The organism is Brenneria alni (genome assembly GCF_003666245.1).
Classification (GTDB): domain Bacteria; phylum Pseudomonadota; class Gammaproteobacteria; order Enterobacterales; family Enterobacteriaceae; genus Brenneria; species Brenneria alni.
The window spans coordinates 196,875-215,731 of the sequence record NZ_MJLZ01000001.1 but is presented as its reverse complement, the minus strand read 5'-3'; the positions used below and the strand labels follow the sequence as shown (position 1 = coordinate 215,731).

The following is an 18,857-nucleotide window of genomic DNA, read 5'->3' as shown; positions in this document are numbered from 1 at the left end:
TACCCGCGCCCTTATCCTGTTGACAAAACTTGATTTTTTATTTTGTTGATATTTATAGATAAAAATTAATTATAAAACGTTAACGTTATCACTTGTACTTTTTGTGACGGTTGATTGTCAAAGATTTTTTATATTTATACACAGGCCATACGGCAAATTGATGACGTTGAGTTCAATGGCTCATGCGTCACGCGGCAACCCTTTCTCTATTGCTCGGATAAGCCTCTTTTTCTGCGGGGGTTGAACCTCGATCTCCTGTGATGAACGGCGTATCCGTTGTTGCTTAATGGCCCAGTGGATATGTTCGTCCAGAAGATCGCTTTCGCCCAGCCGGGTTTGCAGCGCCAGCACAATCTGATCCTGATAAGGAGCATTGCCCAGGGCCACTGCGATATTACGCAGCCAGCGTAAATGACCGATACGGCGAATGGCTGAACCTTCCGTAATCCGCAGGAACTTCTCTTCACTCCAGTTGAATAGATCGAGTAATTCAGGGGTATGCAGCGCCGCCCGTGGGCTGAAATCCGTTTCGTCGGTCAACTGTGAGAAACGATTCCACGGGCAAATTAACTGGCAGTCATCACACCCGTATATGCGGTTTCCCATCAGAGGGCGCAACGTTTCAGGGATCGGCCCTTCAAGTTCTATCGTCAGATAGGAAATACAACGTCGGGCGTCGACCGTATAAGGTTCAATAATCGCCCCTGTCGGGCAGGCTGTCATGCAGGCTACGCAGCGGCCACATTGTTCTTCCTGAGGCTGATCGACAGGCAACGGCAAATCAATCAGCAATTCACCGAGAAAGAACCATGAGCCTGATTCTCTGTTTAATAGAAGTGAGTGTTTACCAACCCATCCAAGACCAGCTTTGGCTGCCAGAGGGCGTTCCATAATCGGGGCGGAGTCGACGAAAGGGCGAAAGCTCAGTGCGCCGCAGTAGTCCTGAATCTGGTCGCCGAGCTTTTTCAGACGCTGGCGCAGCAGCTTGTGATAATCTCGCCCCAGTGCATAACGGCTGACATACCCCAACTGAGGGTTCTTCAACGTGCTGGCAAAGGCTGCTTTGGCCGGCAGATAATTCATACGCACGCTGATAACGCGCAGCGTGCCGGGCAACAGCTCATGCGGACGTGCCCGCAACATACCGTGACGCGCCATCCATGCCATTTCACCGTGATATTGCTTATCCAGCCAGGCCTGTAGTTTAGGTTCTTCGCTGGATAAATCCGTGTCACAGATACCTACCTGCTGGAAGCCCAGTGATTGCCCCCATTGCTTGATAAGTTGTGCTAATTCACTGAGATCGTAGGGGTATGCCATGACAAGCCGCAAAAGGAATAAAGACCGGTTTATTTTACCACATTCCGCTTACAGGCCGAATTTCGGGTAAATCGCGTGAACTCTGGCAGTTGCCCCTATAGCTTGCTAAGTTGGAGTCATGTAACAACGCCATAAGGGGGAGCGATGACCGACGACCAAAAGAGCGGAGCAGGCGCTTTACCACATTCGGTATTTCGCGCCGCATGGATTCGCAGCGAAGAAGCAAGAGCAGCCAGCGAATCGGGAATATCATTGAACATATTAATGCAGCGGGCGGGAGAGGCAACCTTTCAGGTTGCGCGCCGATATTACCCTTCTGCCCGCCATTGGCTGATACTTGCAGGACATGGCAACAACGGCGGTGACGGCTATGTGGTGGCCGGTCAGGCACGGGCCGCAGGCATCACCCCATGTGTGATTGCCTGCACGGGAAACCGGCCTTTACCTGATGAAGCTGAGGCCGCTCGCCAGGCCTGGCTGGAACAAGGGGGCACGATTCTGGATGCTGATGCTCCGTGGCCTGATGACGTTGATCTAATTATTGATGGATTACTGGGAACCGGCTTGTCCAGCTCGCCGCGTCCGCCCTATGATGATTTGATTATTCAGGCAAACGCGCATCCGGCCCCCGTCGTTTCTATTGATATTCCTTCGGGATTAGATGCTGAAACGGGGCTGTGTGCGGGTAATGCCATTAATGCCGCACACACGGTGACATTCATTGCCCTGAAACCGGGGCTGTTAACGGGAAATGCTCGCGATTGCGTAGGGCAACTGCACTATAGTGCGCTGGGGTTGGCGGTATGGTTAACCGGACAAATCGCCCCGATTCGGCGGTTATCTGCAAAATTGCTTACTGAATGGTTAAAACCACGACGGCAGAGGGCTCATAAAGGTGAGAACGGCAGATTACTGATTGTAGGCGGCAATTATGGTACGGGCGGTGCGGTATTTATGGCCGGAGAAGCCGCCATGCGCAGCGGGGCTGGTTTAGTGCGAGTGCTCACTCATAAACAATACCTGGCGGCATTGCTGACTGCGCGTCCTGAACTGATGGTGCAGGAACTGACGGCGGACACGCTGAGGCAGGGGTTGGAATGGGCTGATGTCGTGGTGATTGGCCCCGGTCTGGGACAGGATGAATGGGGGAAAAGCGCGCTTCGTCTGGCAGAAAATTGTAACAAACCCATGTTATGGGATGCTGATGCGCTTAACCTGCTGGCAATCAATCCGCATAAACGGCAGAATCGCGTGCTGACACCACATCCTGGCGAAGCAGCCCGTTTATTGAATTGCCGTGTGTCTGATATTGAAAGTGATCGCTTACTTGCAGCGCAAAAACTGGTAAAACGCTATGGCGGCGTCGTCGTATTGAAAGGCGCGGGTACGGTGATCGCCAGTGAGCCGGGCCAATTGGCCATTGCTGATGTGGGAAACCCCGGTATGGCGACGGGCGGCATGGGCGATGTGCTGTCCGGCATTATTGGCGGTTTGCTGGCGCAAAATCTATCGCTGTATGATGCGGCCTGTGCGGGGTGTGTGGCGCACGGTGCGGCGGCTGACTGGCTGGCCGCACAGCGAGGAACCCGAGGTATGCTGGCAACCGATCTGATGCCTGTGTTATCTCAATATGTCAATCCTGAACGGATACCCTTAGACAAGACAGAATGAAAAAAATTGCGTTACCTCTGCCGGATGAGGCAGCAACCATCGCGTTAGGCGCTGCGCTGGCTAAAGCCTGTGAAAGTGCCTGTGTCGTGCATTTATATGGCGATCTTGGGGCGGGAAAAACCACGTTCAGCCGTGGTTTTGTGCAGGCGTTGGGTCATCAGGGAAATGTAAAAAGCCCAACGTATACGTTAGTCGAACCTTATGCTTTATCACCCCTGGCGGTATACCATTTCGATCTTTACCGCCTTGCCGATCCTGAAGAGCTGGAGTTTATGGGTATTCGTGATTACCTGGTTCAAGATGCCATCTGTTTGATTGAATGGCCTCAGCAGGGCGCTGGCGTGTTACCTTCAGCCGATCTGGAACTGCATTTGCATTATCAGGAGGCGGGCAGGCAAGCCGAGTTGTCGGCACTCTCTTCGCTGGGAGAGAACATTCTGCAACGACTGGCCGGTCAGTTGGGGATAAAAACACCATGATGAGTCGTGTTATCAAACTGTTGGCGTGTGCATGGCTGATGCTTGCCGGTTCTGGTTGGGCCGCCAATCTGTCTGATATTCAAGTGGATAATGCCTCCGGTCAGGCAACGGTGAGTCTGAGCTTTAGCGGTCAGCCCACCTACGCGTTTTTTCCGCTGAGTAATCCTTCCAGAGTGGTTATTGATATCCGTCAGACGGTGCTGATTCAGGGGTTGCCGCTGGAGTTCAGCGGACAAAATCTGATTAAGCGTATTCGCACCAGTAACGCTCAGGATGCGCAAAGCATACGTTTGGTGCTTGATCTGACACAGCCCGCCAGAACGCGAGCCGTAACGCAGCAAAGCGGTTCAGGGTATAAAGTGGTTTTTACCGTGGCAAGCGATAAGCTCAGGTCGGCCAAAACCGCGTCAGCCGTGCCGCGTGAATCACGTCCGGTGAAGAAGTCTGAACCCGCTAAAAGTCCGTTCAACAACCAGCCGACGGTGGTGATTAATAGTAATGCGTCAGCCAGAACGCCCGCACGTGTCGTCAGCAGTGACAATGAGCGGGTTGTAGTGGCTATTGATGCCGGACATGGTGGACAGGACCCCGGCGCCATTGGTCTGAATGGATTACGTGAAAAGAATGTCACCATTGCTATTGCGCGTAAGCTGCAAACCTTACTGAACCGCGATCCTGCCTTCAAACCGGTACTCACGCGTGACGGTGATTATTTTGTTTCGGTGATGGGACGCTCGGACGTCGCACGTAAGCAGGGCGCCAATATTCTGGTATCCATTCATGCCGATGCCGCGCCGAATCGTAGCGCTACCGGGGCTTCGGTATGGGTTTTGTCAAACCGCCGGGCGAACAGCGAAATGGCGACCTGGCTGGAACAGCATGAGAAGCAGTCTGAGTTGCTGGGGGGGGCCGGAGATTTGCTGGCAAATAACAGTGCCGATCCTTATTTGAGTCAGGCGGTGCTGGATCTGCAATTTGGACATTCGCAGCGCGTCGGTTATGACGTCGCGACCACCGTATTGCGTGAGCTTCAACGTGTCGGCGGGTTACATAAACGCCGCCCTGAACACGCCAGTCTAGGCGTGTTGCGCTCACCGGATATTCCTTCGCTACTGGTTGAAACCGGATTTATCAGTAATGTAGCGGAAGAACGCCTGTTGGCAAGCAATGACTTTCAGCAAAAAATTGCCAATGCGATTTATCAGGGGCTACGAAGTTACTTCCAGACGCACCCTTTGCAATCCGTCCCAAAGCAGGAAAGCCGATCGGCTTTGCCGACGGTCAATAAATCTTCTGCCAGGACAACGGCACCAGCGGGTAACAGCAGTATCCGCCATACGGTCGTTCGTGGCGAAACGCTGTCGGCCATTGCGACGCGTTATGGCGTCAGTATGTCGGCGATCCGTGATATCAATAAGCTGAACAAAGATATCGTTTGGGTCGGGCAGCGCTTGAACATTCCTGCGACGGGGGCCAAACAAACGGTATCTGTCGTCAACACTAAAAAAACGGCGCCTGTAAGGCACAAGGTGGTACAGGGTGATAGCCTGAGTGCGATTGCCTCCCGTTATGGGGTCAGCATAAAAGAGATTCAGCAAGCAAATAATATGGACTCAGGAACTGTGCGGCTCGGCCAGACGTTGATTATTCCTTCAGCCTGAAATGACCCTATTTTCACTGTGACCAAATAAGAGGGAAATGCCATGCCGATTCAGGTTCTGCCACAGCAACTGGCTAATCAGATCGCCGCCGGAGAAGTGGTGGAGCGGCCTGCTTCTGTCGTTAAAGAACTGGTGGAAAACAGTCTGGATGCTGGCGCGACCCGTATCGATATTGAGATAGAGCGCGGCGGCGCCAGGTTGATTCGTATCCGTGACAACGGCGCGGGCATAGGAAAGGATGAGTTGACGCTGGCGCTGGCGCGTCATGCGACCAGTAAAATTTCGACGCTCGACGATCTGGAAGCGATTGTCAGCCTGGGGTTCCGCGGCGAAGCGTTGGCCAGTATCAGTTCTGTCTCCCGTCTGACGCTGACGTCGCGTACTGCCCAGCAGTCTGAAGCATGGCAGGCCTATGCCGAAGGACGCGATATGTCGGTTACGGTCAAGCCAGCCGCACACCCTGTCGGCACCACGCTGGAAGTGCTGGATCTGTTTTACAATACGCCAGCCCGGCGTAAATTCATGCGTACCGAGAAAACCGAATTCACCCATATCGATGAAGTGGTACGGCGGATCGCTCTGGCGCGTTTTGACATCGCTATTACGTTGCACCACAACGGTAAGTTGATCCGGCAATACCGGCCTGCGGCGGATGCGTCTCAGCATGAACGCCGGTTGGGCAGTATCTGCGGCAGTGCTTTTTTACAGCAGGCACTGGCGGTGTCATGGCGACATGATGACTTAACCATTCATGGCTGGGTAGCCGATCCCACGGGGGCGAAACACCTGCCCGATATGCAGTACTGCTATGTTAACCAACGCATGATGCGCGACCGGTTAATCAACCATGCTATTCGCCAGGCCTATCAGGATCGGCTTAAAGACGATCAGCAACCCGCTTATATCCTCTATCTGGAGATCGACCCGCATCAGGTTGATGTGAATGTACATCCCGCCAAGCATGAAGTTCGCTTTCATCAGGCGCGACTGGTGCATGATTTTATTTATCAGGCGGTGATGACGGTATTGCAGCAGGTGTCTGCGCCAGGGCTATTGATGCCGGAGCCGGGAAGCGAGCAACCCATGCCGTGGCAGCAGGAAAACCGTACCGCTGCCGGTGAAAACCATTTTGCCCAGCCAATATCTCCGTCCGCTAAAGCTGCAGGTCAACGTTTCGGCAACGCCCATGAGATGCAATATCTGGCTTATCCCTCTGGGGAGGCATATCAGAAAAAGCAAGGTGAGTTGTACAAACGGCTGTTGCAACCGGTTGAGTCAAAAGGGGAAGTCTCCCTGCGAAGCGCGACGGAAACGGTTGATATCCCTCCGCTTTCTGTGGCGTCTACCCCGGCAGAGTCAGCGATTGCCCAACGGAGGATGTCGGCTGAGGCGCCGGTTGCGAAACCTGAAAAATCGCCTGTCACCACGGAATTGCCACTTGAGAGCAATACGACCGGATTTGGCCGCGTTTTAACCGTCTATCCGCCTTGCTATGCCTTACTGGAATATCATAAGGGGCTGGCATTGCTTTCATTATCGGTTGCGGAGCGTTACCTGAAACAAGTGCAGTTGACGCCTTCTGAAAACGGATTACGACCACAGCCGTTATTGATTCCTCAACGACTGACGCTAAATAAATCCGAACTTATTGTGCTGACAGAACACCTAGTCTTATTGACGACCTTTGGTATCGACATTCTGGTTGAATCACAACGTGCAACGTTACGTGCGGTCCCTTTACCATTACGCCAACAAAATTTACAAAACTTGATCTCTGAACTGTTAGGCTATCTGGCCGATGGTGAAACGACAGAGCCGGAAGTTCTGGCTGCATGGATGGCAACCCGGTTGAATAGCGAACAGGAAAGCTGGAGCCATGCTCAGGCCATACAATTATTGACGGATGTAGAGCGGCTTTGCCCCCAATTGGTAAAGGCTCCTCCAGCGGAACTTTTATATACGATGGATATCAATACAGCCATCAAGGCGCTGAAGCATGAGTGATTTTGAAAAAGCGCCGTATCCGCCCGCTATTTTTATTATGGGGCCGACTGCGTCCGGCAAAACAGCGCTGGCAATGGCATTACGTCAATACCTGCCTGTAGAGTTGATTAGTGTTGATTCAGCCCTTATTTATAAAGGCATGGATATTGGTACTGCCAAACCAAGTGCGGAAGAATTGGCTCAGGCGCCTCACCGCTTGATTGATATCCTCGACCCGGCGGAAGCCTATTCCGCGGCTGATTTCCGACGGGATGCGTTGCAGGAAATGGCTCAAATCAGTGCCGCCGGGCGGATCCCCCTGTTGGTGGGGGGGACGATGCTTTATTTTAAAGCGCTGCTTGAAGGTTTATCTCCACTGCCTTCTGCCGATGCCGCTGTTCGGCAACGCATAGAAGAGCAGGCGAAGAACATTGGCTGGGAGGCTATGCATCATCAGTTAGGTGAGATAGATCCGGTTGCCGCGTCTCGGATTCATCCAAATGATCCGCAGAGACTCTCACGAGCACTGGAAGTTTTTTTCGTTTCAGGTAACACTTTAACTGAACTGACAAAAACGACGGGAGAGGCGCTGCCTTATAGAGTTCATCAGTTTGCTATTGCTCCGGCGACACGTGAATTGCTGCATCAGCGTATTGAACTGCGTTTCCACCAGATGTTAGCGGCAGGTTTTGAGGCGGAGGCCCGGGTTCTTTTTACCCGACATGATTTGCATAGGGATTTGCCTTCTATTCGTTGTGTTGGCTATCGTCAGATGTGGTCATATTTATCCGGTGATATTGGTTATGATGAAATGGTTTATCGGGGAGTTTGCGCGACACGCCAGCTTGCTAAACGACAAATGACCTGGTTGCGTGGTTGGGACAATGTCTGTTGGCTGGACAGTGAAAAATCGCAAGAAGCGTTAGGCAAGGTAATACAGGTTGTTAGTGCATCGGATGAGTGATTGTGTACAATTGGCTAGGTCTCAGCGCACGAGTTTTTACATCGTTATTTTAGAGCCATAAGGTTCTTTGTTACAAACAACAAACAAATAAGGAAAATATAGAATGGCTAAGGGGCAATCTTTGCAAGATCCGTTCCTGAACGCATTGCGTCGCGAACGCGTTCCGGTTTCGATTTATTTGGTGAATGGTATTAAGCTGCAAGGTCAGATTGAGTCTTTCGATCAGTTTGTCATTTTGTTAAAAAATACGGTTAGTCAGATGGTGTACAAACACGCCATTTCTACGGTGGTTCCATCCCGTCCGGTGTCTCATCACAGTAATAATCCAGGCACCAGCAATTACCACGGTAGTAATCCGGCTGGTCAGCAACAGCCGCAGGAAAGTGATGACGCTGAATAACGCGTATTGTCAATTCACCATGACGGGGGGAAAGAATGCATGGTTCGCATCCCCCGCTATGGTGTTTTTTGTTTGTTTGAGAGGTTATCCGCTTGTTTGACCGTTATGAAGCTGGTGAACGGGCCATACTTGTTCATATTTACTTCTCACAAGATAAAGATACGGAAGACCTGCTGGAGTTTGAGTCCCTGGTTTCTTCTGCAGGAATTGAGTCATTGCAGGTTATTACCGGCAGTCGTAAGGTGCCTCACCCCAAATATTTTGTTGGCGAAGGCAAAGCCGAAGAAATTGCTCAGGCAGTAAAAGATACAAACGCTTTTGTGGTGCTGTTTGATCATGCTTTGACACCTGCTCAGGAACGTAACCTGGAACGGTTATGCGAGTGTCGGGTGATTGACCGTACAGGGTTGATTCTGGATATTTTTGCCCAGCGTGCACGTACCCACGAAGGTAAATTACAGGTAGAGCTGGCGCAGTTGCGTCACCTTGCCACCCGGTTAGTTCGTGGCTGGACGCACCTTGAGCGACAAAAAGGGGGCATCGGTTTGCGTGGCCCGGGGGAAACCCAGCTTGAAACTGACCGCCGTTTGCTGCGCAATCGCATCAGCCAGATTTTGTCCCGTCTCGAACGGGTGGAGAAACAGCGCGAACAAGGGCGCAGGGCACGAGTCCGTGCTGATGTGCCCACGGTTTCGCTGGTGGGTTATACCAACGCCGGTAAATCCACGCTGTTTAATAAGATAACATCGGCTGGCGTGTATGTTGCCGATCAATTATTTGCCACGCTGGATCCCACATTGCGCCGTATTGAGGTGGATGATGTCGGTGATACGGTGTTGGCGGATACCGTAGGTTTTATCCGGCAGTTACCGCACGATTTGGTGGCTGCGTTTAAGGCTACATTACAGGAAACGCGTCAGGCATCTCTGTTGTTGCATGTTGTGGACGCCGCCGATCCTCGTCTTGACGAGAATATTGCCGCGGTAGATACGGTGTTGGCAGAAATTGAAGCTGATGAAATTCCTGTGCTGTTAGTAATGAATAAGATTGATATGCTGGAAGATTTTGTACCGCGTATCGATCGCAACGAAGAAAATTTACCGGTCAGAATCTGGCTTTCAGCACAAACCGGTGAAGGTATTTCGTTGCTATTTCAAGCGTTGACTGAGCGGCTGTCCGGGGAAATTGCGCAATATTCATTGAGCCTTCCCCCTCAGGCCGGACGTTTGCGCAGCCGTTTTTACCAGCTTCAGGCGATAGAAAAAGAGTGGATTGAAGAGGACGGTCATATCGGTTTGGTGGTTCGTATGCCGATTGCTGACTGGTGCCGCCTCTGTAAACAAGAACAGGAACTGACGGGCTATATTGTCTGACTGGCAGAAACTGTCTGAACGGCGAAATAGCCTGACGGACTCTGGGATATTGAACCTGAAGAACATCTATCATAAAGAATGGAGCTAAAACATGGCGTGGAATCAGCCCGGTAATAACGGACAGGACCGCGACCCGTGGGGGAGCAGCAATAATAATAGCGGCAACTCTGGCGGAAATAATAATAAAGGTGGCCGAGATCAAGGGCCACCGGATCTGGACGATATCTTCCGTAAACTGAGTAAAAAACTCAGCGATCTGGGAGGGGGAAAAGGCGCTGGCTCCAGCAACGGCGGGACTTCTGGGGGTTCTGGCCTTGGGGATCGCGTTGTCGGCATTGTCGCGGTTGCGGCTGTCGTCATCTGGGCAGCCAGTGGTTTTTATACCATCAAAGAAGCAGAGCGTGGTGTGGTAACGCGCTTTGGTAAATTCAGCCATCAGGTTGAACCCGGTCTTAACTGGAAGCCAACATTTATTGATTCTGTCAGAGCCGTTAACGTGGAATCCGTACGTGAACTGGCAACGTCTGGCGTGATGCTGACGTCGGACGAGAACGTGGTTCGCGTTGAAATGAACGTTCAGTACCGTGTGACGGAACCTGAACGTTATCTGTTTAGCGTGACGAATGCGGATGATAGCCTGCGTCAGGCGACAGACAGCGCTTTGCGTGGCGTGATCGGTAAATACACGATGGATAAGATCCTGACTGAAGGTCGAACAGTCGTGCGTACTGACACTCAGCGTGTGCTTGAAGAAACGGTACGTCCTTACAATATGGGGATAACCCTGCTGGACGTTAACTTCCAGACTGCTCGTCCGCCGGAAGAAGTCAAGGCCGCGTTTGACGACGCCATTGCCGCCCGTGAAAACGAGCAGCAATACATTCGTGAAGCAGAAGCCTATGCGAATGAGGTTCAGCCGCGCGCCAATGGTCAGGCCCAGCGTATTCTGGAAGAGTCGCGTGCTTATAAAACCCGCACCGTTCTGGAAGCTCAGGGTGAAGTGGCCCGTTTTGCCAAAGTGTTGCCAGAATATATCGCCGCCCCTGAAATTACTCGTGAGCGTTTGTATATCGAAACGATGGAGCGTGTTCTGAGCCATACCCGTAAGGTGTTGGTTAATGACAAAGGCGGGAACCTGATGGTGTTGCCGCTGGATCAGATGCTGCGCGGACAAGGCAGCGGCGATAATACGCCAGGCAACAGCAGTAGCGCCAATCCGTTGCGTTTGCCTGCAACGGGTAACAGCGGGGCGAGCACCAGCCAGACACGAAGCAGCAACAACGGAAATATCATGGATCAGCGCAGAGCAAATGCGCAACGTGATGACCTCACTCGAGTAGGGAGAGAATAATTAATGCGTAAGCCCTTACTATTTATCCTGATCCTGGTACTGGTGGTGGTCTATGCGTCACTGTTTGTGGTGCAGGAAGGCCAGCGTGGCATCGTGATGCGTTTCGGTAAAGTATTGCGTGATGATGAAAACAAGCCGCTGATTTATGTACCGGGGTTACAGTTTAAGATCCCGTTTATTGATTCGGTGAAGATGCTGGATGCTCGTATTCAGACGATGGAAAATCAGGCTGATCGCTTTATTACCAAAGAGCAGAAAGACCTGATCATTGATTCCTATATCAAATGGCGAATCAGCGATTTCAGCCGTTATTATCTGGCGACCGGCGGCGGTGATGTTTCTCAGGCGGAAGTGCTGTTGAAACGTAAATTCAGCGACCGTCTGCGTTCAGAGATTGGCCGTCTGGATCTAAAAGGCATCGTTACCGATTCGCGTGGTCAGTTGATGACCGATGTGCGTGACGCATTGAATACCGGGACGGGCGAAACAACCGAAGCGGATAACGCCATTGCTTCAGCAGCGGCCCGTGTTGCAGAGGAAACGACCGGCACCCAACCGCACGTTAACCCGAACAGTATGGCTGCGCTGGGCATCGAAGTAATTGATGTGCGGATTAAACAGATTAACCTGCCGACAGAAGTGTCTGATGCCATTTACCAACGTATGCGTGCAGAACGTGAAGCGGTAGCACGTCGCCATCGTTCACAAGGTCAGGAAGAAGCCGAGAAGTTAAAAGCGGCTGCCGATTATGAAGTCACCCGCACACTGGCGGAAGCCGAGCGTCAGGGGCGAATTACCCGCGGTGAAGGCGATGCGGAAGCGGCGAAGTTGTTTGCCAACGCATTCAGCGAAGATCCTGATTTCTACTCTTTCATTCGTAGCTTGCGTGCGTATGAAAGCAGCTTCAGTTCTAATCAGGATATAATGGTGCTGAGTCCGGACAGTGATTTCTTCCGCTATATGAAATCGCCGGATACGACGCTCCGTCGTTAAGTCTCTTTTCGCGTAAAACCAACTAAAGCCCGTGTATACGGGCTCAGACCATTGACAAAGTTCCTTATTAGGGAGAGCGTGCTGAGGGGTCGTAGCGGCGTAAGCCGCCGGAGCGCCCCTCGGTACGCTAGGCCCGTGTATCTCAGGCATACAGGCTACTTTGTCAGCAACCTCAGCCCGTGTATACGGGCTTTTTTATGGCGGGCTATCCTGCCCGCCACCCTCCGGGCCGTCGCAGGCGACGTTTAAAATCGCTCCCGGCGATTTTTTTATGGAGTTTTGTTATGAATACAACCGTGTGGATGGCTCTGGGACTGGTGCTGATTATCGAAGGGCTTGGCCCCTTGCTGTTTCCCCGTATCTGGCGGCGAATGATTTTGGCAATGGCGCAGTTGCCTGATAACACATTACGGCGTTTTGGCGGTGGAATAGTGGTTGCTGGATGTGTTGTCTACTATATGTTGCGTAGCCGCATGGGCAGTTAAAATTCATCTGAAAAATGTGCGCAAACGTGTGCTAAAAGTACTGAAAACGAGCAAGTGAGATGTTAGAATCCTTTTTTAAGCAACCTGGTGATTCTTGAGATGGGTAAGAACGTCGTCGTACTGGGCACCCAATGGGGTGACGAAGGTAAAGGCAAGGTCGTCGACCTGCTGACTGAACGGGCTAAATATGTTGTGCGCTACCAAGGTGGTCACAATGCTGGCCATACTCTGGTTATCAACGGTGAAAAAACCGTTCTTCATTTAATTCCCTCGGGTATTCTGCGTGAAAATGTCGTCAGCATCATCGGCAACGGTGTTGTGTTGGCGCCTGATGCGCTGATGAAAGAAATAACCGATCTTGAAGCGCGTGGCGTTCCGGTACGCGAGCGCTTGCTGCTTTCTGAGGCTTGTCCGTTAATTCTCCCTTATCATGTCGCGTTGGATAACGCACGGGAGAAAGCGCGTGGCGCTAAGGCAATTGGCACGACGGGGCGCGGTATTGGTCCGGCTTACGAAGATAAAGTTGCCCGCCGCGGTCTGCGTGTTGGCGATCTGTTCGATAAGCAAACTTTTGCCGTTAAGTTGAAAGAGATCGTTGAATACCATAATTTCCAACTGGTTAACTATTATAAAGTCGACGCGGTTGACTACCAGAAAGTGCTGGATGAAGTATTGGCGATCGCTGACATCCTTACCGGCATGGTGGTTGATGTTTCCGACCTGCTGTATAAAGCCCATCTGCGTGGCGAGTTTGTTATGTTTGAAGGTGCGCAGGGTACGCTGCTGGATATTGATCACGGTACCTATCCGTATGTGACCTCTTCAAATACCACGGCAGGCGGTGTTGCTACCGGTTCCGGCCTGGGCCCACGTTACGTTGATTACGTCCTGGGTATTGTAAAGGCTTATTCTACTCGCGTTGGTGCCGGCCCATTCCCGACCGAACTGTTTGATGATGTTGGCGAGTATCTTTCCCAGAAAGGGAATGAGTTCGGTGCGACTACCGGTCGTCGTCGTCGTACTGGCTGGCTGGATGCGGTTGCGGTTCGCCGTGCGGTACAGATCAACTCCCTGTCAGGTTTCTGCATGACCAAACTGGATGTGCTGGATGGTCTGAAAGAAGTCAAAATCTGTGTTGGATACCGTATGCCTGATGGCCGTGAAGTGGATACCACTCCGCTGGCGGCAGAGGGCTGGGAAGGTATTGAAGCGATTTATGAAACGTTACCCGGCTGGTCCGAAAGCACTTTTGGCGTGCAAGAGCGCAGCAAATTGCCGCAGGCGGCGCTGAACTACATTAAACGGGTGGAAGAAGTGACCGGCGTTCCGGTTGATATTATTTCCACCGGCCCGGATCGTAACGAAACGATTATTCTGCGCGATCCGTTTGACGCTTAATCTGCCGATCGATATGCATAAGAAAAAAAGGACGGATTTCCCGTCCTTTTTGCTGGTTGCTATTTTTCTGCGGCGATTTCTGCTAACGCTTTATTCTTCAATGCATCCAACAACTTATTATGGATGTCACTGAACCCCCCGTTACTCATTACCAGAATGTGATCGCCTGGCTGGGCCGTTTTCATAATCATGTCCACCAGCATGTCGATATCGGCGCTCCAGTGTGCTGGCTGCATGCAGGATTCAGCCACTTCGGCGACCTGCCAGGGAATATGCTGGGGCTGGAATAAAAAGACCTCATCGGCGCGACCCAGTGATGGGGCGAGTTCGTTTTTACACATTCCCATCTTCATAGTATTGGATCGGGGTTCAAGCACCGCCAGAATGCGGGCTGTCCCGCCGACTTTGCCACGCAGGGCGGCCAATGTCGCCAGTATCGCGGTAGGATGGTGAGCAAAATCATCATATACAGTAACGCCGTGTGCGCTACCACGTAATTCAAGGCGGCGGCGGGCATTAATAAACCCGCCCAGCGCACGGCAGGCATCAACAGGAAGCACGCCGACGTGATGTGCTGCGGCAATGGCCATCAGTCCGTTATGCATGTTGTGTTCGCCAACCAAACCCCAGTGCACTTCACCGACCTGTTCACCATTCAGATAAACCTGATACTCGCTGGCATCGGTGGATACTTTCTTCGCTCTCCAGACGCCCTCTTCACCGACCAGTTCCTGCTCACTCCAGCATCCCATCGCCATAACCTGTTTCAAGTGAACATCGTTGGTCGGCAGGATGATTTTCCCACTGCCGGGCACCAGACGCACAAGATGGTGGAACTGTTTCTGGATGGCTTTCAGATCGTCGAAAATATCGGCATGGTCAAACTCCAGGTTATTCAGAACCAGGGTGCGGGGGCGGTAATGAACGAATTTAGACCGTTTGTCAAAGAAGGCGCAATCATATTCATCGGCCTCGATCACCATAAACGGGCTATCGCCTAAACGTGCCGAGACGGTAAAGTTTCCCGGTACGCCTCCAATCACAAAACCCGGCTGATAACCGCAATCTTCCAGAATCCAGGTGACCATTCCCGCCGTGGTGGTCTTGCCGTGGGTCCCGGCAACTGCAATCACCCAGCGATCGCGCAGGACATAATCATGTAGCCACTGTGGCCCGGACACATAAGGCAGTCCTTGTTCCAGCATGGCTTCTACACAAGGGTTGCCACGCGTCATCGCATTGCCCACAATCAGCAGATCGGGCGCCGGTTCGAGCTGAGTAGGATCGTATCCCTGAATCAGCGTGATCCCCTGTTCTTCCAGTAAGGTACTCATGGGAGGATAAACGTTCGCATCTGAACCTGTTACCTGATGCCCTAACGAGCGGGCCAGCAGCGCCAGACCGCCCATAAAAGTGCCGCAGATACCTAAAATATGAATACGCATACAGTTTCCATCTATAACAGTGAGTCTGTGCACATTCTACCGCTATGAATCCGTCATAAGAAATGGATTTGACTAGGAACTCACTTTCCCTTTGGGCTACACTGCATACGCAAACTTTGGCGGTATATCTATGAGACCGCCTTTTATCCGCAGACTCTGGAATAGTGTTATGAAAACGTTAGGCGAATTTATCGTCGAAAAACAGCACGATTTCTCTCATGCCACTGGTGAGCTTACCGCGCTGCTGTCAGCGATTAAACTGGGTGCCAAAATCATTCACCGCGATATTAACAAAGCGGGCCTGGTTGATATCTTGGGTACCAGCGGTATTTCCAATATTCAGGGTGAAGTACAGATGAAGCTCGATCTGTACGCCAATGAGAAATTGAAAGCGGCTTTAAAAGCGCGTGGTGAAGTTGCCGGTATTGCTTCTGAAGAAGAGGATGATATTGTCATTTTCGAAGGCGATCGGGCTGAAAACGCTAAATATGTGGTTTTGATGGATCCGCTGGATGGATCTTCTAACATTGATGTTAACGTATCCGTTGGCACCATATTCTCTATTTACCGCCGTATCACCCCTCTGGGACAGTCGGTTACGGAAGAGGATTTCCTGCAACCGGGTAATAAACAGGTTGCCGCAGGCTACATTGTTTATGGTTCTTCCACCATGCTGGTGTACACCACCGGTCACGGCGTACATGCGTTTACCTACGACCCGTCTCTTGGTGTGTTCTGCCTGTCACATGAAAAAGTTTGCTTCCCGGAAAAAGGGAATATGTACTCCATCAACGAAGGCAACTACATCAAGTTTCCCCAGGGAGTGAAGAAATACATTAAATACTGTCAGGAGCAGGACGAAGCGACGTTGCGTCCTTATACCTCACGCTATATCGGCTCTCTGGTGGCGGATTTTCACCGTAACCTGCTGAAAGGCGGCATTTATCTCTATCCAAGCACGGCGAGTTACCCGAAAGGCAAACTTCGTCTGTTGTACGAATGCAACCCGATGGCGTTTCTGGCGGAACAGGCGGGGGGTAAAGCCAGCGATGGTAAAAACCGGATTCTGGACATTACGCCGGAGAGGCTGCACCAGCGTTCGCCTTTCTTTGTGGGGACGGAATCGATGGTTAATGACGTGGAACGTTTTATCCGTGACTTCCCGGATGAATAACTAACAGGCTCCTTCCTCGTCTTAATCCGGGATACCGGAGAAATAAAGGTAACCCGGCAGTGTGCCCTGATTATGGGGCACACGGATGCTAAATGTTCTTCCCTTACTGATTTTGCCCTTCAAACCAGCTTTCCAAAATAATAACTGCTGATACGGCATCAACGCTGCCCTTATCCAACGCCCGGAAGCCGCCGCGTTCAAATAGATCGGCACGCGCTTCCACCGTGCTCAGTCGTTCGTCATGAAGGACAATCTGAACACCGAAACGGCCATGCAGGCGATTGGCGAATTTTCGTGCTCGTGCAGTGAGCGGCTGTTCTGTGCCGTCCATATTGAGCGGCAGGCCCACCACCACCAGCGCCGGTTGCCATTCTGACAACAGCTTTTCTATTTTTTGCCAGTCGGGTATGCCGTCCTGTGCTTTAAACGACGTCAGCGGACGGGCCGTACGCGTTATCTCCTGGCCGATAGCAACGCCAATGCTTTTGGTTCCGAAATCAAAGGCAAGAATGGTTCGGCTTGACATCAGGCGTGCCCTGCTTCTGCGGCGATATTATAAATATCAACCCCCATTTTTTTTGCGGCGGCACGCCAGCGTTCCGCAATCGGCGTGTGAAACAAGATCTCTTTATCCGCCGGTGTGGTCAGCCAGGCGTTGTCCAGCAGTTCGTTTTCGAGCTGGCCTTTATCCCAGGCGGAATAGCCCAGTGCAACCAGCGTGTTTTTGGGTTGATCCGCGGTTCCCAATGTCTCCAGCACATCTTTCGAGGTGGTGATCATGGTGTCCCCTGAAATACCGATGCTTGAACCAAAACCAGAGCAAGGCGTATGCAGGATAAATCCGCGATCGTCAGCCAACGGCCCGCCTGCAAAAACAGGCTTATCCAGGCGGATCGACGGATCACGTGGTGTTGGGTCTATCTTCAGCTTTTTTAGCACATTTTCCACAGTAAACTGTTCCATCGGTTTGTTGATGATCAACCCCATGGCGCCGTCTTTATTATGTTCGCAGATATAGACCACCGAACGCCTAAATACCGGATCCTGTAGTGCTGGCATAGCAATGAGAAAGTGATGCTGTAGATTCATTATGTGTTTTTATCAATCTCTGTCGGCGTTTGATAATCGGCCCGCCAACAAAAGACGAGCCGGGCGTTCAGGCATTCTGGCTGAAGATATCGCCGGTGAATGCATCAGTTGTTGCGCGCAGCCAGACGTTTTTCAATCGCATTCATCAGCATTCCGGTGATAGAGACATCCGGGTACGCCGCTTCGATTTCACGTACGCAGGTTGGGCTGGTGACATTGATTTCCGTCAGACGATCGCCAATGATATCCAAACCAACAAAAATCAGTCCTTTCTGCTTCAGCGTTGGGGCAACATCACGGGCGATCCGCCAGTCGCTTTCGCTCAACGGACGGGCCTCTCCACGTCCGCCAGCGGCCAGGTTACCGCGTGTTTCACCGCTTTTGGGGATACGGGCCAGGCAGTAAGGTACGGGTTCTCCGTCGATGACCAGCACGCGCTTATCACCCTCTTTAATCGCTGGTAGATAGTTCTGTGCCATACAGTAGCGGTTGCCATGTTCGGTCAACGTTTCAATGATGACCGAGACATTGGCGTCATCTTGTTTCAAACGGAAAATAGAGGCGCCGCCCATACCATCCAGCGGCTTCAGAATGACGTCGCCGTGTTTCTGGTGGAATTGACGCAGCTTATCCGCACTACGGGTCACCAGCGTATCCGGCGTCAGATGCGCGAACCAGGCGGTGAACAGCTTTTCGTTGCAGTCGCGCAGGCTCTGCGGTTTATTGACTATTAGTGTCCCTTTCTCTTCCGCACGTTCCAAAATATAGGTGGCGTAAATAAACTCCGTATCGAACGGCGGATCTTTACGCATCAGAATCACATCCAGCTCTTCCAGCGCGATATCCTGCTCGCCGGAGAAGTCATACCAGCCATCATAATCGTACTGCACGTTCAGGCGACGGGTGGTGGCGCGGGCTGCGCCCGCATGAAGATAGAGGTCGTTCATCTCCATGTAATGCAGTTCCCAGCCACGACGCTGTGCTTCCAGTAGCATGGCGAAGCTGGTGTCTTTCTTGATATTGATGGCGTCAATGGGGTCCATCACGATACCGAGTTTGATCATTATTTTC

Annotated in this window: 17 protein-coding genes; 12 read left to right on the top strand and 5 right to left on the bottom strand. The window is 51.8% G+C overall.

All coding sequences use genetic code 11. The annotated features are described in order from the left end of the window. Positions 1 to 180: 180 nt before the first annotated feature. Positions 181 to 1,320 (bottom strand): tRNA epoxyqueuosine(34) reductase QueG, encoded by a 1,140-nt coding sequence (gene queG, locus BIY29_RS00925; protein ID WP_121572898.1) that lies wholly within the window; start codon positions 1,318 to 1,320, stop codon positions 181 to 183. Positions 1,321 to 1,464: 144 nt separating this feature from the next. On the opposite strand from queG, the gene nnr reads away from it, so the two are divergent. The 11 genes from nnr (at position 1,465) to BIY29_RS00870 (ending at position 14,078) form a co-directional block, all read left to right on the top strand. Continuing rightward, positions 1,465 to 2,991 (top strand): bifunctional ADP-dependent NAD(P)H-hydrate dehydratase/NAD(P)H-hydrate epimerase, encoded by a 1,527-nt coding sequence (gene nnr / locus BIY29_RS00920; RefSeq protein ID WP_121572896.1) that lies wholly within the window; start codon positions 1,465 to 1,467, stop codon positions 2,989 to 2,991. Beyond that, positions 2,988 to 3,470, top strand: coding sequence for a tRNA (adenosine(37)-N6)-threonylcarbamoyltransferase complex ATPase subunit type 1 TsaE (gene tsaE, locus BIY29_RS00915; protein WP_121572894.1), 483 nt, complete (start codon positions 2,988 to 2,990; stop codon positions 3,468 to 3,470). The genes nnr and tsaE overlap by 4 nt, the downstream gene beginning before the upstream one ends. Further along, positions 3,467 to 5,131, top strand: coding sequence for an N-acetylmuramoyl-L-alanine amidase AmiB (amiB, locus tag BIY29_RS00910; protein WP_121572893.1), 1,665 nt, complete (start codon positions 3,467 to 3,469; stop codon positions 5,129 to 5,131). The genes tsaE and amiB overlap by 4 nt, the downstream gene beginning before the upstream one ends. 42 nt (positions 5,132 to 5,173) lie before the next feature. Next, positions 5,174 to 7,135: a DNA mismatch repair endonuclease MutL gene (gene mutL, locus BIY29_RS00905; RefSeq protein WP_121572891.1), complete on the top strand. Its 1,962-nt coding sequence runs from the start codon at positions 5,174 to 5,176 to the stop codon at positions 7,133 to 7,135. Next, on the top strand, positions 7,128 to 8,078 hold the full coding sequence (miaA, locus tag BIY29_RS00900) for a tRNA (adenosine(37)-N6)-dimethylallyltransferase MiaA (protein WP_121572889.1): 951 nt from the start codon (positions 7,128 to 7,130) through the stop codon (positions 8,076 to 8,078). The genes mutL and miaA overlap by 8 nt, the downstream gene beginning before the upstream one ends. A 103-nt stretch (positions 8,079 to 8,181) precedes the next feature. Beyond that, positions 8,182 to 8,478, top strand: a complete 297-nt coding sequence (gene hfq, locus BIY29_RS00895) for an RNA chaperone Hfq (protein ID WP_048637380.1) — start codon at positions 8,182 to 8,184, stop codon at positions 8,476 to 8,478. A gap of 92 nt (positions 8,479 to 8,570) precedes the next feature. After that, the gene (gene hflX, locus BIY29_RS00890; protein ID WP_121572887.1) at positions 8,571 to 9,851 is read left to right on the top strand and encodes a ribosome rescue GTPase HflX; all 1,281 of its coding nucleotides are present in this window, start codon (positions 8,571 to 8,573) and stop codon (positions 9,849 to 9,851) included. 91 nt (positions 9,852 to 9,942) lie between these two features. Then, on the top strand, positions 9,943 to 11,202 hold the full coding sequence (gene hflK / locus BIY29_RS00885; RefSeq protein ID WP_121572885.1) for an FtsH protease activity modulator HflK: 1,260 nt from the start codon (positions 9,943 to 9,945) through the stop codon (positions 11,200 to 11,202). A 3-nt stretch (positions 11,203 to 11,205) separates the two neighbouring features. After that, positions 11,206 to 12,195: a protease modulator HflC gene (hflC, locus tag BIY29_RS00880; RefSeq protein ID WP_121572883.1), complete on the top strand. Its 990-nt coding sequence runs from the start codon at positions 11,206 to 11,208 to the stop codon at positions 12,193 to 12,195. 284 nt (positions 12,196 to 12,479) lie between these two features. Next, positions 12,480 to 12,680: a DUF2065 domain-containing protein gene (locus tag BIY29_RS00875; protein ID WP_121572882.1), complete on the top strand. Its 201-nt coding sequence runs from the start codon at positions 12,480 to 12,482 to the stop codon at positions 12,678 to 12,680. Between the two features lie 99 nt (positions 12,681 to 12,779). Beyond that, positions 12,780 to 14,078, top strand: coding sequence for an adenylosuccinate synthase (locus tag BIY29_RS00870; protein ID WP_121572880.1), 1,299 nt, complete (start codon positions 12,780 to 12,782; stop codon positions 14,076 to 14,078). A gap of 59 nt (positions 14,079 to 14,137) precedes the next feature. Here BIY29_RS00870 and mpl read toward each other — a convergent pair whose 3' ends face one another. Continuing rightward, on the bottom strand, positions 14,138 to 15,523 hold the full coding sequence (mpl, locus tag BIY29_RS00865; protein ID WP_121572878.1) for a UDP-N-acetylmuramate:L-alanyl-gamma-D-glutamyl-meso-diaminopimelate ligase: 1,386 nt from the start codon (positions 15,521 to 15,523) through the stop codon (positions 14,138 to 14,140). Between the two features lie 169 nt (positions 15,524 to 15,692). On the opposite strand from mpl, the gene fbp reads away from it, so the two are divergent. Next, positions 15,693 to 16,697 carry a class 1 fructose-bisphosphatase gene (fbp, locus tag BIY29_RS00860; protein ID WP_121572876.1) on the top strand — a complete coding sequence of 335 codons (1,005 nt, stop codon included), beginning with the start codon at positions 15,693 to 15,695 and terminating at the stop codon, positions 16,695 to 16,697. A 103-nt stretch (positions 16,698 to 16,800) separates the two neighbouring features. On the opposite strand, the gene ruvX is transcribed toward fbp, so the two are convergent. The 3 genes from ruvX to gshB all read right to left on the bottom strand — a co-directional run bounded on the left by ruvX (position 16,801) and on the right by gshB (position 18,850). After that, positions 16,801 to 17,223 carry a Holliday junction resolvase RuvX gene (ruvX, locus tag BIY29_RS00855; RefSeq protein WP_121572874.1) on the bottom strand — a complete coding sequence of 141 codons (423 nt, stop codon included), beginning with the start codon at positions 17,221 to 17,223 and terminating at the stop codon, positions 16,801 to 16,803. Further along, entirely contained in the window at positions 17,223 to 17,786 is a 564-nt protein-coding gene (locus BIY29_RS00850) for a YqgE/AlgH family protein (protein ID WP_121572872.1), read from the bottom strand. The genes ruvX and BIY29_RS00850 overlap by 1 nt, the downstream gene beginning before the upstream one ends. Positions 17,787 to 17,890: 104 nt before the next feature. Further along, complete coding sequence (gene gshB / locus BIY29_RS00845) at positions 17,891 to 18,850, bottom strand: glutathione synthase (RefSeq protein WP_121572870.1); 960 nt, start codon at positions 18,848 to 18,850, stop codon at positions 17,891 to 17,893. Between the last annotated feature and the right edge of the window lie 7 nt (positions 18,851 to 18,857).

Excerpts from the sequence above, each read along its gene's own strand:
- queG (WP_121572898.1), bottom strand. The coding sequence starts at position 1,320 with ATGGCATACCCCTACGATCTCAGTGAATTAGCACAACTTATCAAGCAA.
- nnr (WP_121572896.1), top strand. The coding sequence starts at position 1,465 with ATGACCGACGACCAAAAGAGCGGAGCAGGCGCTTTACCACATTCGGTA.
- tsaE (WP_121572894.1), top strand. The coding sequence starts at position 2,988 with ATGAAAAAAATTGCGTTACCTCTGCCGGATGAGGCAGCAACCATCGCG.
- amiB (WP_121572893.1), top strand. The coding sequence starts at position 3,467 with ATGATGAGTCGTGTTATCAAACTGTTGGCGTGTGCATGGCTGATGCTT.
- mutL (WP_121572891.1), top strand. The coding sequence starts at position 5,174 with ATGCCGATTCAGGTTCTGCCACAGCAACTGGCTAATCAGATCGCCGCC.
- miaA (WP_121572889.1), top strand. The coding sequence starts at position 7,128 with ATGAGTGATTTTGAAAAAGCGCCGTATCCGCCCGCTATTTTTATTATG.
- hfq (WP_048637380.1), top strand. The coding sequence starts at position 8,182 with ATGGCTAAGGGGCAATCTTTGCAAGATCCGTTCCTGAACGCATTGCGT.
- hflK (WP_121572885.1), top strand. The coding sequence starts at position 9,943 with ATGGCGTGGAATCAGCCCGGTAATAACGGACAGGACCGCGACCCGTGG.
- hflC (WP_121572883.1), top strand. The coding sequence starts at position 11,206 with ATGCGTAAGCCCTTACTATTTATCCTGATCCTGGTACTGGTGGTGGTC.
- BIY29_RS00875 (WP_121572882.1), top strand. The coding sequence starts at position 12,480 with ATGAATACAACCGTGTGGATGGCTCTGGGACTGGTGCTGATTATCGAA.
- BIY29_RS00870 (WP_121572880.1), top strand. The coding sequence starts at position 12,780 with ATGGGTAAGAACGTCGTCGTACTGGGCACCCAATGGGGTGACGAAGGT.
- mpl (WP_121572878.1), bottom strand. The coding sequence starts at position 15,523 with ATGCGTATTCATATTTTAGGTATCTGCGGCACTTTTATGGGCGGTCTG.
- fbp (WP_121572876.1), top strand. The coding sequence starts at position 15,693 with ATGAAAACGTTAGGCGAATTTATCGTCGAAAAACAGCACGATTTCTCT.
- ruvX (WP_121572874.1), bottom strand. The coding sequence starts at position 17,223 with ATGTCAAGCCGAACCATTCTTGCCTTTGATTTCGGAACCAAAAGCATT.
- BIY29_RS00850 (WP_121572872.1), bottom strand. The coding sequence starts at position 17,786 with ATGAATCTACAGCATCACTTTCTCATTGCTATGCCAGCACTACAGGAT.
- gshB (WP_121572870.1), bottom strand. The coding sequence starts at position 18,850 with ATGATCAAACTCGGTATCGTGATGGACCCCATTGACGCCATCAATATC.